Consider the following 16,112-nt stretch of genomic DNA (forward strand, 5'->3'; position numbering starts at 1 on the left):
AAAGTTGAACCTACTTGTTCTTATGCCAACCCTTGAATAATCACGAACTTCTCCAGTAACTGCTCTTCTGTTTCTATATGCTCCGGGTCTGTGATGATGCATTTTGTAATCGGACACACTGACTGACAGGTCGGCTTTTCGTAATGTCCCTTACACTCTGTACATAGAGCTGGGTCAATCTCGAAAATGCTTTCTCCCATGCTGATTGCCCCATTGGGGCATTCGGGATCGCACATGTCGCAGTTGATGCATTTATCAGTAATGAGCAAGGCCATGATTACTTACCAGTCGGGTTACGGGTGTCCTGCCCTGAGTTTAAGTTACGCATCAATAGACCGTATTCTAAATCTAGATCTGCTGGTACTGGAATGAAGACGAAGTGACCATTCCCTTTGGCATCCTCAATAGACTCTGACTTACGGTTTTCCATCGCTTCTAGCGTGAAAACAACATTACCTTTTGGCGTCATTAGCTCAAGACTATCACCGACAAGGAATTTGTTTTTCACTTCTACTTCAGCCATATCACCACGACGTTTACCAGTGAACTCACCGACAAACTGTTGAGCATCAGAGACTGAGTAGCCGTAATCGTAATTTTGGTAGGTGTCGTGAGTATGACGACGTAGGAAGCCTTCGGTATAGCCACGGTGAGCTAGGCTCTCTAGTGTACCCATTAGGCTTTCATCAAATGGTCGGCCTGCTACAGCGTCATCAATTGCTTTGCGGTAAACCTGTGCAGTACGAGCACAGTAATAGAATGATTTAGTACGACCTTCGATTTTCAGCGAGTGCACACCCATCTTAGTTAAGCGCTCAACATGCTGTACCGCACGTAGGTCTTTAGAGTTCATGATGTAAGTACCATGTTCATCTTCGTACGCTGCCATTTTTTCTTCTGGACGGTGCGCTTCAGAAAGTAGAACGACTTCATCCGTTGGTTTACCACGACCAATTGTGGTTTCAGGGCGTTCGTCTTGTACTTCGACAGGCTGTGCTTCAGATGGGTCAAATTTCTCTACAATATCACCAGCGTCGTTTTCTTTGCCTTCTTCTACTTTGTATTCCCAACGGCACGCGTTAGTGCAAGTGCCTTGGTTAGGATCACGTTTGTTGATGTAACCAGAAAGTAGGCAACGACCAGAATAAGCCATGCATAATGCACCGTGAACGAATACTTCAAGTTCAGTTTCAGGACAATGCTCACGAATTTCTTCGATTTCTTCTAAAGATAGTTCGCGAGAAACGATCACTCGCTCCACGCCATTCGCTGCCCAGAACTTAACAGTCGCCCAGTTTACAGCGTTTGCTTGTACAGAAAGGTGAATTGGCATTTCTGGGAAAGCTTCACGAACCATCATGATTAGGCCTGGATCTGACATGATCAATGCGTCAGGACCCATTTCTACGATTGGTTTAAGATCACGGATGAAGGTTTTTAGCTTCGAGTTGTGTGGTTGAATGTTACATACCACATAAAGCTTTTTGCCTAGAGCATGCGCTTCATCGATACCGATTTTTAGGTTTTCGTGGTTAAACTCATTGTTACGTACGCGGAGGCTGTAGCGAGGTTGGCCAGCGTAAACTGCATCTGCGCCGTAGGCGAATGCGTAACGCATGTTTTTCAGGCTTCCCGCAGGAGACAGTAGCTCAGGTACGAATGCTTTCTCAGTTGTCATTGCTCAATTCTCTTTTATCTGATCACAAGTCAGGCCAATTCCACCTAATGGAAATGGGGCGCAAATTTTACGTCAAAATGTGAACTGTGACTAGGATAATTGTGCTTCAGATAGAAAAACGCCCTCAAAAAAAGTGAGGGCGTTATGGTTAACCTTTATACAACATTAAGCGTTGGGATTTGGTAAGCCGCCTAGCGCATCGTATAGGTTGGGTAGGAAAGCACTGAACTCCCCACACATCAGAGAGAAGTCTGCATCAAATCGAGCTGCTTGATCTTCACGTGGAATATCGTCATTTTGATCTTTCAATTCATCAGAGAATTTTAGACGCTTAATACCCGCATCTTCTGTCATGATGAATTCAATACGATCTTGCCAATTAAGTGCAAGCTTCGTTACGACTTTATCTGCTGCGATGTGGTTGCGGATTTCATCTGTGGTCAGCTCTTGCTTCTTACAACGAATCACGCCACCTTCTTCAAGCACGGATTTTAGCTCAGCTTCGTCCATCATGGTGATACCTTGAGGTGTGTCACCCGTTTTCACCCACTCGGTTAGCGTTGTTTCAATCGCTACTTCTGGAATGGCAGGAACAACAGGTAAACTACCCATGGTTTTACGAAGTAGTGCTAATACGTCTTCCGCTTTTTTGTAGCTGCTTGCGTCAACAAGGATGAACCCTTCTTTTGGCATGATGAGCACGTGAGTGTGGCTGCTGCGGCTAAATGCGCGAGGCAGTAAATCCATTACGATGTCATCTTTCAGGTTGTCTTTCTCTTTCTTCTTCAGAGGACGACCTTCTTGCGCTTCCATTGCTTCTACTTTTGCATTCAATGACTCTTTGATCACTGAGGCAGGTAGCATTTTCTCTTCTTTCTTGGCGCAAATCAGAATGCGGTTTTCTGACACGTGAGTCATCATGTCGCCATGTCTACCCATTGCACTGACCCAGCCAAATTTCTGTTTATCTTGACTGCCACATGGGGTGAATCGGAATTCAGACAGTTGAGTTTCTAGTTGTTCGGCGTTGAAAGTAACCTCGCGGTTAACGCGGTATACCAGACAGTTTTTAAACCACATAAATCTTCTCTAGGCTTGATGACAAGGGACTAATCATAGGGAATTTTTGTGCTGATGTCTTAATAGAAATGAAAAATATCCGAATGAACCTCAAAAGAAAGTTATATGAAAATTTGTTTTCAAAGGTCACAAAAGTGTCATAATTGGTAGTGATAATGCTTATGCATAGAGGGGCGCTTTGTCTCTTAAATTCATTAGCTCAACGAACATAAGGTTACTCAATTATGTCTAGAAGGATTCTGGTTGTTGAAGACGAAGCTCCTATTCGCGAAATGCTGTGCTTCGTACTTGAGCAGAAAGGTTACCAAGCGGTAGAAGCGGAAGATTACGATACTGCAGTAACCAAACTGGCTGAACCCTTCCCTGATTTAGTTTTACTGGATTGGATGTTACCAGGCGGCAGCGGCATTAACTTCATCAAGCATATGAAGCGAGAGGAATTAACGCGCAACATTCCAGTTGTGATGCTTACCGCTCGTGGTGAAGAAGAAGATAAAGTGCGCGGTTTAGAAGTCGGTGCGGATGACTACATTACTAAGCCATTCTCTCCTAAAGAGTTGGTTGCCCGCTTAAAAGCGGTGATTCGTCGCGTAACCCCGACCGCACTGGAAGACGTAATTGATGTGCAGGGATTGAAGCTTGATCCTGTATCACACCGTGTCACGGCTAATGATGCACCATTAGATATGGGCCCAACAGAGTTTAAAATGCTGCATTTTTTCATGACGCATCAAGAGCGTGTGTACAGCCGTGAGCAGCTATTAAACAATGTTTGGGGTACTAACGTGTATGTTGAAGATCGTACGGTCGATGTTCATATTCGCCGCCTGCGTAAAGCATTGGAAGCCGCAGGTCATGATAAGCTGATCCAAACTGTTCGTGGTGCTGGATACCGCTTCTCGACAAAGGCATAAATTAACACGCAGCTTATCGGTACCATTTCTGGAGTTATGAGTGGTTGAAAGATTAACGTGGAAAAAGCTGGCCTGGGAGCTGGCTTTTTTACACCCCATGGGTGATAGTAGGTTGGATATTCGGTTATATGCCGTGGTTGCTTTTGGCAGCTACGGCATTGCAGCTTGTGTGGCATTTGCATAACCAAGTACGTTTATCTTCTTGGTTATGGGATGAAAAGCGCCTTACGCCACCGTCTGGTAGCGGTAACTGGGAATCTTTGTTCAATGGCTTGTATCGCTTACAGCAGCGCCAACGCCGTAAACGCAAAGAGCTTACTAATCTCATTCGCCGATTCAGAAATGGTGCGGAATCTTTACCCGATGCCGTCGTGGTGTTCCGTGCTGAAGGCAATATCGTTTGGTGTAACAAACTGGCTCAACACTTATTGGGTTTCCATTGGCCGGAAGACTCTGGTCAACCTATCTCCAACCTCATTCGTACGCCTGACTTTATCAAGTACCTCAACAAGAAAGACTTCTCAGAGCCATTGGAAATGCGTTCACCACTCAATGTCGAACGCATGCTAGAACTACGTATCGTACCGTATACCGAAGGTGAACATTTGATGGTGGTGCGTGATGTTAGCCAGTTAAAACAACTTGAGGGAATGCGCCGCAACTTCTTTGCTAACGTTTCTCATGAACTTCGTACACCAATGACGGTGCTGCAAGGTTATTTGGAGATGACAGAAGATCCTGACATGGTTGTGGGCCCAATGTGGAGCAAAGCGCATGGTGTTATGACGGAGCAGCTCAACCGCATGAACAGTTTGGTGAACCAACTACTGACGCTATCTAAAATTGAAGCGGCACCTATGCATGAGCTTGAAGATGTCGTGAATGTACCTGCGATGCTAGAAGTACTAGAAAAAGAGGCGGTCAGCCTTAGCGGGGACAACCAGCATAAATTGAAATTTGATGTTGATGCTAGCCTACGCGTACTGGGCGATGATGACCAGTTACGTAGTGCTATCTCTAACCTCGTTTATAATGCTGTCAAATACACACCGCCTGGCGCGAACATTAATGTTCGTTGGTTCCAGACATCTCAAGGCGCATGCTTAGAGGTGGAGGATAGTGGTGATGGTATAGAGCCTCAGCACCTCCATCGACTTACTGAGCGTTTTTATCGCGTCGATAAAGCAAGATCACGCGATACCGGAGGGAGTGGGTTAGGGTTGGCTATTGTGAAACATGCGCTGAGCCACCATGATTCTCATTTGGAAATTCACAGTGAAGTGGGCGTGGGCAGTAAGTTTTCTTTTGTATTGCCTGAACGTTTGGTGGTGAAATAATGGCATTAAGAGTCGCAAAAGTGTTCAGTCTACTGGCTCTTGCTTGTTCCGGTATGGCTGTCGCTCAAGATAAACCATTGCCGAATTATCATAAAACGACTGGGATTGTCGGGAATTTGCTCTCTGTCGGCTCCGATACGCTTGCGGGCATGACGACACTTTGGGTTGAAGAGTTTAAATCCATTTACCCGAATATTAATGCGCAAGTCCAAGCGTCTGGCTCTTCCACTGCTCCCCCAGCATTGACCGAACAAACAGCTCAGTTTGGTCCCATGAGCCGTCCTATGCGTTTAAGAGAGGTTGAAGCGTTTGAACGTGAACATGGTTACAAGCCAACGGCACTTAGAGTTGCGATCGATGCAATAGGTATTTTTGTTCATCAAGACAATCCAATTCAAGGGCTTAACTTTAGTCAGTTAGATGCTTTGTTTTCTGCCACGCTACGCTGTGGTGAAAGTCAATTTATCACGAACTGGCAGCAACTCGGTCTTGAATCACAGTGGGCAAAGCGCAACGTACAGTTGTTTGGTCGTAACTCCGTTTCTGGAACTTATGGTTACTTCAAAAGCAATGCCTTATGTGGCGGCGACTTTAAAACCCGAGTTAACGAGCAGCCAGGCTCCGCGTCAGTTGTGCAAGCTGTAGCGTCAACCATCAGTGGAATTGGTTATTCCGGTGTCGGCTATCGAGTAGCAGGCGTGCGCTTAGTTCCGGTGGCAAAAATAGGAAATGACTACGTGACGCCAACGCGAGAACATATTGTTAGTGGTAAGTACCCACTATCACGTTACTTATATGTTTACGTGAATAAGCACCCGGATTACCCATTAACACCAATTGAAGCCGAGTTTATTCGCTTTATTTTCTCCGCTCAGGGGCAAGCGTTGGTTGAGAAAGATGGTTATGTGCCCATTACAGCAGACTTTGCAGAAGAAGAGTTAAAAAAAGTCGGCCTGTAAGCCGACTTTTTGTTTAGGTATGAACAGCACGAGATCAGAAAGTGAGTGTCCACTTCGCGCTGTCCCAACGTTCTTGTTCTTCCTGCAAATCAGCATGAAGCAATTTGTTGTTTTCTAGCCATGCTTTATCTGTGCACGTAAGAATCCATTCATCATTTTTGATGGATAAAGTGATGTCAGGCAATGGATCTTCGTTACGCTGTCCATTTAATACGATAGAAAGTCGTAATATTTTGATGAGGCTTATCACGTCACTTTGTTTGTAGAGGTTGAAATCTGGCAGTTCTTGCAGTTTAAGTGCTTTGCGTTGGAAGCGGGCTAATGTTGCGAGCACTAATTGCTGTTCACGGTTGAAGCCTTGTAGAGTGGAATGCAACAGAATATAGAAAGAGTGGCGATGGAAGCTACGTAAGTTGATACTTAATCCGACTTCATGAAGCAATGCTGCCCATTCTAGTAAGTCAAATAACTCACTCTTTTTCTTAATGCCTAGTTCAGAGCGCACCTGACATAACATCTCACGTGCATGGCCTTTAACACGAGCAGCATGTTCTAAGTCAACCCGGTGTTTGTTGGCTAAATTTTCTGTTGTGCGCATACGTATATCGGAGCGCGCAAAACGCTCTTCCATTTCGTACAACAGACCTTCGCGCAGAGCACCATCGGAGAAAAACATCTGCTCAATGCGAAGCGCTTTGAAAATTGCGGACAAAATCGCCACGCCTGCCGCGAATACGGGCTTACGTTCTTCTGTTAAACCTGTCAGTTCAATCTCTTCAATTGAATCAAAATTACACAGAGTTTCAATAAGCGTGTCCAGTCTCTTCGCGGTGATCAGGCCATCTTCAAAACCTAATCCTACTAGCACTTCTTGAATCGCTTTGATGGTTCCTGATGAGCCGAGAGCGATATCCCAGCCTTTTTTACGGTATGCTGAAGCGATGGACTCGAGTTTTTGCTCGGCGGCTAACATCGCTTTATTAAAGTTTTTCCCAGACAGTTTGCCGTTTTTAAAATATTGCTCTGTAAAGCTGACGCATCCCATCTGTTTACTGTTGAGAAGCTCAGGCTCAAACTCTTGTCCAATGATCATTTCGGTACTGCCGCCGCCAATATCAACGACCAACTTGGAGTTTGACTCTACTTGAGTGTGAGCGACACCTAAGTAAATCAAGCGGGCTTCTTCTTCCCCTGGGATGATTTCTATTGGGAAGGGCATCACTTCTTTCGCACGCTCAATGAATAGATGAGCATTTTTAGCGCGTCTTAGTGTGTGTGTCGCGGCGATACGCACATTCGACTCATCAAGCCCTTGCAGTCTCTCAGCGAACATGGCTAAGCACTCTAACGCACGTTCCATCGCGGAATGACTTAAGTTCAATTCACTGTCGAGTCCTGATGCTAAGCGAACACGCTGTTTATGACGGCTAACCAGTTGTAAGTCACTGCCTACAACCTTGGCCACCACCATGTGGAAACTGTTTGAGCCGAGGTCTATCGCGGCAATGTAGCGAGTATCTTGTTCAAGTATTTGAGGCATCTGAATTTTGTTTTCTAGTTTGCTTTTCTATATTTTTAAGATAGTCATAGATAGCGATTTGAGAACGAACTTTTTTGCGATTACCTCGTGGTACGTAAGCGTTACTCATTTCCTTATCTATAAAACGAGCCTTTACTGTATCGGTAAAATGGATATTCGTTATATCAATAATTCTCTGTTTCAAACGTGGATCACGGACTGGCGCCGCCACCTCAATGCGGTGATCGATATTTCTTGTCATCCAGTCAGCAGAGGAGATATAGACTTGCGGATCGCCATCGTTATGGGTAATCACCACGCGTGGGTGTTCCAAAAAGCGGTCAACAATACTGATGATCCGAATGTTGTCGCTGATTCCCTCAATGCCTGGTACTAAGGAGCACATGCCGCGAATGATCATATTTATCTTCACTCCCGCCGTACTTGCTCCATATAGCTTATTGACGATGCCTTTATCGACTAGGTTATTGACCTTGATCGTAAGGGCGGCTTTCTTTCCTAGCTTGGCATTCGCAATTTCATTATCGATCAGGCGGTAGATTTGGGTACGAGAATTACGTGGAGATACCATGAGGTGGTTGAACTTCACTGGGCGGTATGGATTCTCAATATAACCGAAGACATTACGAACTTCGTTAGTGATTTCTTGATCTGCGGTAAGGAGAGAGAGGTCGGTATAAATTCGTGCCGTCTTCTCATGGAAGTTGCCTGTGCCGATGTGCGCGTAGCGAATAATTTCTTCACCTTCACGGCGACTGATCATCAGTAGCTTTGAGTGAATCTTAAGGCCAGGCGCTCCGAAGATGACGTGCACACCAGCTTCGGTCAACACTTTTGACCATTCGATATTGGCTTCTTCATCAAAGCGAGCCCGCAGCTCGACGACCACGGTGACGTTTTTGCCGTTGTGCACGGCATCAATTAACGAGTTCATCAAGCGAGAATCTTTCGCGACACGGTAAATGTTAATCTTGATACTAAGTACTTTCGGATCGAAGGAGGCTTGGCGTACCAACTCACTAATGTGGTCAAAAGTGTGGTAGGGGTAATAGAGTAGAATATCTTTCGCTTTAATCGCATCAAAGCTGTTAGCGTAACCTTCGAAATCGGCGCACTTCATTGGCGGAAGCGGTTTATTTTCAAGGTACTCTCGCCCAACATTTGGAAACGCAATGAAGTCTTTAAAATTGTGATAGCGGCCGCCGGGGATAAGGTTATCGTAATTAGAGATATTGAGCTTGTTACAAAGAAACTCTAACATTTGAGGCGGCATATCACGTTCGTAGACGAAGCGAACGGGCTTTGCTGTCAGTCGCTGATTGACACCTTCCGACATTTGTTCGAGCAAGCTGTATTCGATTTCGTTGCGTAAATCGTATTCGGCGTCGCGCGTCATTTTCATCGCATAGCCGCTAAGCTCATCATAATCAAAAAAGCCTTTGAACAGCTCATCCAAACAGTGGCGGATAATATTATCAAGTAAGATGATGGTTTTTCGACGCTTTCCTTTCTGTTCTGGTACCATCACAAAGCGGGGAAGGTGATCGGTCGGAATTTCGATCAGAGCGTATTGGTAATGTTCTTCTTTACGTAGCTCTACGGCGATGTAAGCGTACTCGTCTTTGAGAAATTGCAGAACATCGATCTCGTCTTTCATTAGCAGAGGAGTGATATGCGGCATGACCTCTCTACGGAAGTATTTCGCGATCCACTTTTGTTGCGATTCATCCAGTTGTTGTTCGTTGACCAAGAAAATGCGACGTCGCGCCATTTCTCGAATCAATTCGCTGTAAAGCTCATCAAATTGTTCGTTAAGCTTGAGTGCTTTCGACTGCATTTTGGTTAACAGTCGTTTAGGGCTATCGCTGCCACCACGCTCTTGGCTGATTAGGATTCTGCGCTTCACGTCCGCAAAGCGTACTTTGTAAAATTCATCTAAATTGTTGGAAAAGATCCCAAGAAAGCGAATACGTTCGATCAAAGGGACGGTTTTATCGGCAGCTTCTTGTAATACTCGTTCGTTGAAAGACAACCAACTCAGTTCTTTTTCTATATATAGTTTTTCTGCGCTCATAACCTTACCTAGCCAAAATTGAAGTAATACGTACTCATCTTGGAAAAATGGATGAGTGAGAACATTATGAGATTTTCATTACAGATTTATTTCATACCACGCATTGCATAAGAGTTGTATTCTTTTCAGGTGTTTAATGTGATCTGTAATATAATTGTCATCTTAACGACATATTCTAGTACTAAGTCAAAAAAGGTAGATATTTAAATGGCACAAGCCGAGTTTTCATTGCAGGAAAAAGATAAGAAACGACTGATAAAAGATCGTTTAGTTCGACTTGCAGTGACATCCGGTGGTGTCGGCGTACTCGCGGCGCTTATTTTGATCTTTGTCTACCTCGCCATGGTGATCATTCCGCTTTTTTCTGATGCGGAGATCAAAACCAACCAAGCAATTCGAGCCACTCATATTGAAACACCACTGGCGATTTCAGTGGATGATTACGCTCAGCTCGCGTTCGTTCTAACCCAAAGTGGTGAGATTCAATATTTGTCGATGGACGATCCTACGAAACCTGCGGTGTATAAACAGCAAATCGTCCAGGAACCCGTCGCTTTCTCTCAATCGGCTCCTGGACTAGGTTGGTATGGGTTTGTTGATGGGCAGGGTAAAGCGCACCTTTTCAAGCCTGAATTTAATGCCACGTTGAGAGAAAATACACGTCCTCCGGAAGTGATTGAGCTAGACACCAGCATGGATCTGACACTAAGTACGCCTCAAGATCCTGTGACTCAGTTTGTATTTGCAGCTTCGACGCCCTTACCAACGGTTGTTTGGCAGACGCAAAGCGGTGAAGTGAAAGCTCGCTGGCAAGTGGCTTCGTCTTTGGATACGCCTCCGACAACGATCGATTTTACGTTCTCTTCAGGCTTTGATGCACCTCAGCAAATGTTATTGACACCTGATGGTGAAACGCTTTATTTACGCGATGGCTCTGAGTTGATCGTGTTAAAGAAAACCGCACGTAAATTTGCTGTGCGAGAGGTGGTCGATCTCACTCAAGGTGATAAGAAGCATTCCGTTCGTACGATAGACTTATTGGCTGGTGCTTACTCGCTTTTGGTGACGCACAACGATGGTCGGGTGTCGCAATGGTTTGATACGCTGCAAGAAGAGAAACGCACGTTAACGCATATTCGTGATTTTAAATTGGCATCAGAGCTTAAGTATTTGTTGCCGGATTCTCATCGAAAAGGATTTTATAGCTTTTACACCAACGGCACGTTGCAAAGCCATTATACAACCAGTGAAAAACTGGTGTTGTTTAAGCGTGCGTACAATCAAGCGCCCGCAATCGCAGCAATGTCTAACAATGAACGCTACTTAATCACTTGGCAAAATAATGCGTTAAATGTTGCGGAAGTGGACAATGCCTATCCAGAAATTTCATTGTCCTCATTATGGCAAGAAGTGTGGTACGAAGGGTATCCTGAGCCTGAATTTGTGTGGCAATCGACTTCGGCGAGCGATAACTTTGAGGCTAAGTTCAGCCTAGTACCTATTGCGTTTGGGACGATAAAAGCGGCGATGTTTGCGATGCTGTTTTCAGTGCCGCTCGCAGTGCTAGGTGCTATTTATACGGCTTACTTTATGTCGCCACGCATGCGTCGTGTCGTAAAACCGTCGATTGAGCTAATGGAAGCACTGCCGACGGTGATCATTGGTTTCCTCGCGGGATTGTGGTTCGCGCCTATTGTCGAAGATCACCTGATTACGATCGTCGTTATGCTGTTTGTTTTGCCCTTGAGCACCATGATTATGGGCGGGCTATGGGCATTAATACCGCAACCTTTGCGAAATCGTCTGCCTAATGGTTGGCATGCTTTAGTGCTCATGCCTGTCATATTGGTACTGATTGGGCTTGGAGTGTGGATTTCGCCTACGATTGAGCAGACGTTCTTTGGTGGCGATATGCGCTTATTCTTAACCGAGCATGGTATTGGATACGATCAACGCAATGCATTGGTGGTGGGGTTAGCGATGGGGTTTGCTGTTATCCCGACGATTTTTACCATTGCCGAAGATGCCATTTTCTCTGTACCGAAGCATTTATCGGATGGCTCTTTGGCATTAGGGGCCACGCCTTGGCAAACTTTAATCTATGTTGTCTTGCTTACCGCAAGCCCAGGTATTTTTTCTGCCATTATGATGGGCCTGGGACGCGCTGTTGGTGAAACCATGATTGTTTTAATGGCAACGGGCAATACGCCATTAATGGATTGGAATATTTTGGAAGGATTGCGCAGCCTGTCGGCGACCATCGCCGTTGAGTTGCCAGAGTCGGAAGTTGGAAGTTCGCATTATCGCCTGCTGTTCCTAGCTGCATTGATTTTGTTTGTGTTTACGTTTGCAGTAAACGCGCTTGCGGAGTGGGTTCGTCAGAGACTGAGAGACAAGTACCGTGCGTTGTAATAATGGTTTGAATAAAGAGCGAGTAATGACGTGTTAAATTGGATTCGTTCTGGCGCACCGTGGATATGGCTAACAGGCGGTGCAGTCAGCATCAGTTTGTTGTCGGTATTAGGGTTGTTACTCCTTATCGGCTGGAAAGGCCTGACTTACTTTTGGCCAGCTCCCTTGTATCAGTGGAATGTTGCAGCGCTGACCCCTGTGCAAGGCGAAGTACTACATGAAAATACTATTCTGATTGGTCAAGTGTATGAACGCAGCTTTGTACCGAAGAGTTATCTGCCTGAAAGCGCGGCGCAGCAATTAGAAGACGATGAAGACTTTGCTACGCGACTCAGTATCAAAATCGCCAACCGAGAGTTGTATCCTGCTGATTTTATCTCCGTATTGCAAATGCAGTTGGATGAGCCCACGACGCCAAAAGAGTGGGCAGTGATCGAGCGCAGTAGTGGCGGTTACTTTTTTGGTAAGCTGGTGGCGTTTCAGGATGGAGATAACTTATACACCAACGATATTCAATCAATCTTGAACAAAAAACTGGATGATGCAGAAACTCTGCGCCATGAGATTGATTCTTTGGTGGTCGATCAGCTAAAAGAGCTTGGTTGGAAGCTAGAGCAGTTGCGATTAGAAAAGCGCAAGCATGAGTTGAATGAAACGCTGACAGAAAGCTTCTTAAAGGAAAACCAGACGAAAAAAGAGCGGATAGAGAAAGCTCTGGCGACGTTAGATTTACAGCTTGATGGCTTACGATTACAGCTTTCTGGCTATGCCCTGATTGTCGAGGATATGACGGGCTCACAAGTATCGATTCCGCTCGAAGACATTTTGGACTACTGGTACCCAAACCAAATGTCACTGCCTGATAAAGTCATGCACTGGGGGAAGCAGGTTTGGAAGTTTTTATCTGAAGATCCAAGAGAGTCGAACTCTGAAGGAGGCGTGTTCCCTGCGATATTTGGTACGGTTTTCTTAGTACTCATCATGTCGATCATTGTGATGCCACTTGGGGTGATCGCCGCTATCTATCTGCATGAATACGCTAAGAATAACGCTCTAACCAGGGTTATTCGTATTGCAGTTATAAACCTAGCGGGTGTTCCATCGATTGTTTATGGCGTGTTTGGTTTAGGCTTCTTCGTTTATACGATAGGTGCCTCTATCGACAACGTATTCTATGCGGAGAAGCTACCGGCACCAACCTTTGGTACGCCGGGTTTGTTATGGTCTGCACTAACTCTTGCCGTGCTGACGCTTCCAGTTGTGATTGTGACGACAGAAGAAGGTTTAACTCGTATTCCGAGCTCAGTACGACATGGTTCTCTGGCGCTTGGTGCAACTCAGTTCGAAACACTATGGCGTGTGGTTTTGCCTATGGCGACGCCAGCTATTATCACAGGGCTCATCCTTGCGATTGCGCGTGCAGCTGGCGAAGTAGCGCCACTGATGCTGGTGGGGGTCGTGAAATTGGCATCCAGTTTACCGGTTGACGGGCAATTCCCTTATGTGCATTTGGATAGAAAGTTCATGCATTTAGGTTTTCACATTTACGATGTTGGCTTTCAAACCTCCAACATCGAAGCTGCGCGACCATTAGTTTATGCCACCTCTTTCTTACTCGTGACAGTGATTGTCGGGCTAAACTTAACAGCAATCAGTATTCGCAATAATTTACGAGAAAAATACAGAACGTTAGGACAAGATTAAGTATGTTTAATTTTGATAGTACATTAGGTTATGAGCCACCATTGGACGTTCATAATTTAACGGATGAACAAACAGCAATCTCAATCGAGAACCTTAATCTGTTCTATGGTCAAACTCAGGCGCTGCATGATATTTCGATGCGAATTCCCAAAGGGCGAGTCACCGCTTTTATCGGTCCTTCAGGGTGTGGAAAGTCGACGTTATTACGTTGCATCAATCGCATGAACGACTTAGTGGAAGGGTGTCGAGTCACAGGTAAAGTGCGTCTACATGGCAAGAATGTTTATCATCCCAATGTCGATGTTGCGACACTTCGACGCCGAGTGGGGATGGTGTTTCAAAGACCCAATCCATTTCCTAAGTCTATTTATGAAAATGTAGTTTATGGCTTACGCTTACAAGGTGTAAAAAACAGCCGCAGTTTAGATGACGCAGTGGAGCGATCCTTGCGCTCGGCGGCGTTGTGGGATGAGGTAAAAGACCGCTTGCATGAGAACGCATTTGGTTTATCTGGTGGTCAGCAACAGCGCTTGGTCATTGCGCGCGCGGTGGCGATTGAGCCGGAAGTCCTGTTATTGGATGAGCCGACATCAGCGTTGGATCCAATCTCAACTTTAACTATTGAAGAGCTTATCAATGAGCTTAAGACTCAATATACTGTCGTTATCGTTACCCATAACATGCAGCAAGCGGCGCGAGTGAGTGATCACACCGCATTCATTCATATGGGTAAGTTAATTGAATACTCTGACGCGGACTCGATCTTCACCTCGCCAATGAAGAAACAGACCGAAGATTACATTACGGGTCGCTACGGTTAAGTCGCGACTCTATACGGAATAAGGAACATCATGCACTTTGGACGTCATATTTCAGGACAATTTAACGTAGAGCTAGAATCGATTCGTACTCATGTATTAACCATGGGTGGCTTGGTAGAACAGCAGCTTTCGTATGCTATTCAAGCCTTGCATAAAGAAGACATCGAACTGGCGCGTAAGGTTGTGCGTGACGATCATAAAGTGAATGCGATGGAAGTCTCGATCGATGACGCCTGCACACGCATTATTGCTAAGCGTCAGCCAACGGCAAAAGACTTGCGCTTAATCATGGCTATCATCAAAACGATCACTGATTTAGAACGTATCGGTGACGTGGCGACACGCATTGCTTACGTTGCCATTGAAAGCCCATCATCAAAAGAACGACAGTTCCAAGTGTCGTTAGAGCCTCTCTGCCGTCAGGCTATTAATATGCTGCATCAGGTTTTAGATGCGTTCGCCCGCATGGATGTGGAAGCGGCAGCAGAGGTGCACAAACAAGATGACAAACTAGACGCCGAGTATGAAGCGGTGATTCGTCAGTTGATGACCTACATGATGGAAGATCCAAAAAATATCCCCAACATTCTGCAAGTGATGTGGTCGGCACGCGCGATTGAGCGTGTTGGTGACCGCTGCCAGAACATCTGTGAATACATTATTTACTTCGTGAAAGGGAAAGATGTACGCCATCTAGGTGATCAAAGCATTGATGACGTACTGAAGTAACTGATTTCAATAAATAGACCAGCTTTTAGGCTGGTCTATTTATTAGAGAGAGGGAAAGTACATCAATATTTACCGGGCACGAAGGTCTGATCATCAATGGGCGCTCTGACATAACCTTCTTTATTGAGATCAGGTAATTCAATCGGTGGGTACTCAAGCGCTTTGTAATCAATCTGGCTAAGTAAATGGCTGATACAGTTCAAGCGCGCTTTCTTTTTCGAGTCAGAGGGCACGACCCACCAAGGACAGCTCTTCGTATCTGTGTAAGCGAACATTTTATCTTTTGCCTCAGAATACTCGACCCAGCGATGACGTGACTCCAAATCCATTGGGCTGAATTTCCAACGTTTAATCGGCGTATTAATTCGACCTAGAAAACGTTTTTCCTGCTCTTCGTCTGAAACCGAAAACCAATACTTAATCAGAATAATCCCAGAGCGTTGCAACATTCTCTCGAATTCAGGGCAAGAGCGTAAAAACTCTTCGTATTCGTCTGGAGTACAGAACCCCATGACTTTTTCGACACCCGCTCGGTTATACCAACTTCGGTCAAATAAAACGATTTCACCAGCAGATGGTAAATGAGCGACGTAACGTTGGAAGTACCATTGCGTTTTTTCTTTTTCTGTCGGTGCAGGCAGAGCGACCACGCGACAAACACGCGGGTTTAGCTTTTCTGTGATGCGTTTAATCACCCCGCCTTTGCCCGCAGCATCACGGCCTTCAAACAGAACCACCACTTTTAACCCTTTGTGTTTGACCCACTCTTGAAGTTTTACGAGCTCAACTTGAAGGTTTTTGAGCTCCTTTTCGTATTCCTTTTTCTTCAATTTAGACATACACCTTTCCTCACTCCTTGATAAA

Annotated in this window: 11 protein-coding genes and 3 pseudogenes; 8 read left to right on the forward strand and 6 right to left on the reverse strand. The window is 45.3% G+C overall.

Annotated features, from left to right (window positions below; genetic code table 11):
- Positions 1 to 20: 20 nt before the first annotated feature.
- The 3 genes from P4S59_RS03090 to rdgC form a co-directional block, all read right to left on the reverse strand.
- Entirely contained in the window at positions 21 to 275 is a 255-nt protein-coding gene (locus P4S59_RS03090; RefSeq protein WP_065646335.1) for a YfhL family 4Fe-4S dicluster ferredoxin, read from the reverse strand.
- A gap of 2 nt (positions 276 to 277) precedes the next feature.
- Positions 278 to 1,678 carry a prephenate-dependent tRNA uridine(34) hydroxylase TrhP gene (trhP, locus tag P4S59_RS03095; protein WP_006741904.1) on the reverse strand — a complete coding sequence of 467 codons (1,401 nt, stop codon included), beginning with the start codon at positions 1,676 to 1,678 and terminating at the stop codon, positions 278 to 280.
- A gap of 165 nt (positions 1,679 to 1,843) precedes the next feature.
- Entirely contained in the window at positions 1,844 to 2,758 is a 915-nt protein-coding gene (rdgC, locus tag P4S59_RS03100; protein WP_005391604.1) for a recombination-associated protein RdgC, read from the reverse strand.
- A gap of 224 nt (positions 2,759 to 2,982) precedes the next feature.
- Between rdgC and phoB the strand changes: the two genes are divergently transcribed.
- From phoB to P4S59_RS03115, 3 genes and pseudogenes are all read left to right on the forward strand, one after another.
- Entirely contained in the window at positions 2,983 to 3,672 is a 690-nt protein-coding gene (gene phoB, locus P4S59_RS03105) for a phosphate regulon transcriptional regulator PhoB (protein ID WP_005381752.1), read from the forward strand.
- A gap of 40 nt (positions 3,673 to 3,712) precedes the next feature.
- Positions 3,713 to 5,009: pseudogene (phoR, locus tag P4S59_RS03110) on the forward strand (phosphate regulon sensor histidine kinase PhoR).
- Positions 5,009 to 5,968 carry a PstS family phosphate ABC transporter substrate-binding protein gene (locus P4S59_RS03115; RefSeq protein ID WP_226421992.1) on the forward strand — a complete coding sequence of 320 codons (960 nt, stop codon included), beginning with the start codon at positions 5,009 to 5,011 and terminating at the stop codon, positions 5,966 to 5,968. Before phoR ends, P4S59_RS03115 begins: the two are co-directional and overlap by 1 nt.
- 34 nt (positions 5,969 to 6,002) lie before the next feature.
- Here P4S59_RS03115 and ppx read toward each other — a convergent pair whose 3' ends face one another.
- Both ppx and ppk1 read right to left on the reverse strand, forming a co-directional pair.
- A complete protein-coding gene (gene ppx / locus P4S59_RS03120) occupies positions 6,003 to 7,508 on the reverse strand; it encodes an exopolyphosphatase (protein ID WP_047010200.1) in 1,506 nt (501 codons plus the stop codon).
- Positions 7,492 to 9,582: a polyphosphate kinase 1 gene (gene ppk1, locus P4S59_RS03125; protein ID WP_337167966.1), complete on the reverse strand. Its 2,091-nt coding sequence runs from the start codon at positions 9,580 to 9,582 to the stop codon at positions 7,492 to 7,494. The genes ppx and ppk1 overlap by 17 nt, the downstream gene beginning before the upstream one ends.
- A 207-nt stretch (positions 9,583 to 9,789) precedes the next feature.
- On the opposite strand from ppk1, the gene P4S59_RS03130 reads away from it, so the two are divergent.
- The 5 genes and pseudogenes from P4S59_RS03130 to phoU all read left to right on the forward strand — a co-directional run bounded on the left by P4S59_RS03130 (position 9,790) and on the right by phoU (position 15,248).
- On the forward strand, positions 9,790 to 11,994 hold the full coding sequence (locus P4S59_RS03130; RefSeq protein ID WP_337167967.1) for an ABC transporter permease subunit: 2,205 nt from the start codon (positions 9,790 to 9,792) through the stop codon (positions 11,992 to 11,994).
- A 30-nt stretch (positions 11,995 to 12,024) separates the two neighbouring features.
- Positions 12,025 to 12,256 (forward strand): annotated as a pseudogene (locus P4S59_RS24385) (phosphate ABC transporter permease PstA); the annotation flags it as partial.
- Positions 12,257 to 12,321: 65 nt separating this feature from the next.
- Positions 12,322 to 13,698, forward strand: a pseudogene (pstA, locus tag P4S59_RS03135) (phosphate ABC transporter permease PstA); the annotation flags it as partial.
- Positions 13,699 to 13,700: 2 nt separating this feature from the next.
- Positions 13,701 to 14,519: a phosphate ABC transporter ATP-binding protein PstB gene (gene pstB, locus P4S59_RS03140; RefSeq protein ID WP_005381745.1), complete on the forward strand. Its 819-nt coding sequence runs from the start codon at positions 13,701 to 13,703 to the stop codon at positions 14,517 to 14,519.
- A 30-nt stretch (positions 14,520 to 14,549) separates the two neighbouring features.
- Positions 14,550 to 15,248, forward strand: a complete 699-nt coding sequence (gene phoU, locus P4S59_RS03145) for a phosphate signaling complex protein PhoU (RefSeq protein ID WP_005381744.1) — start codon at positions 14,550 to 14,552, stop codon at positions 15,246 to 15,248.
- 62 nt (positions 15,249 to 15,310) lie between these two features.
- Here the strand turns inward: phoU and ppk2 are convergent, their stop codons facing one another.
- Positions 15,311 to 16,087 carry a polyphosphate kinase 2 gene (ppk2, locus tag P4S59_RS03150; protein ID WP_104974456.1) on the reverse strand — a complete coding sequence of 259 codons (777 nt, stop codon included), beginning with the start codon at positions 16,085 to 16,087 and terminating at the stop codon, positions 15,311 to 15,313.
- Between the last annotated feature and the right edge of the window lie 25 nt (positions 16,088 to 16,112).

The organism is Vibrio sp. M60_M70 (genome assembly GCF_037162085.1).
Classification (GTDB): Bacteria; Pseudomonadota; Gammaproteobacteria; order Enterobacterales; family Vibrionaceae; genus Vibrio; species Vibrio diabolicus.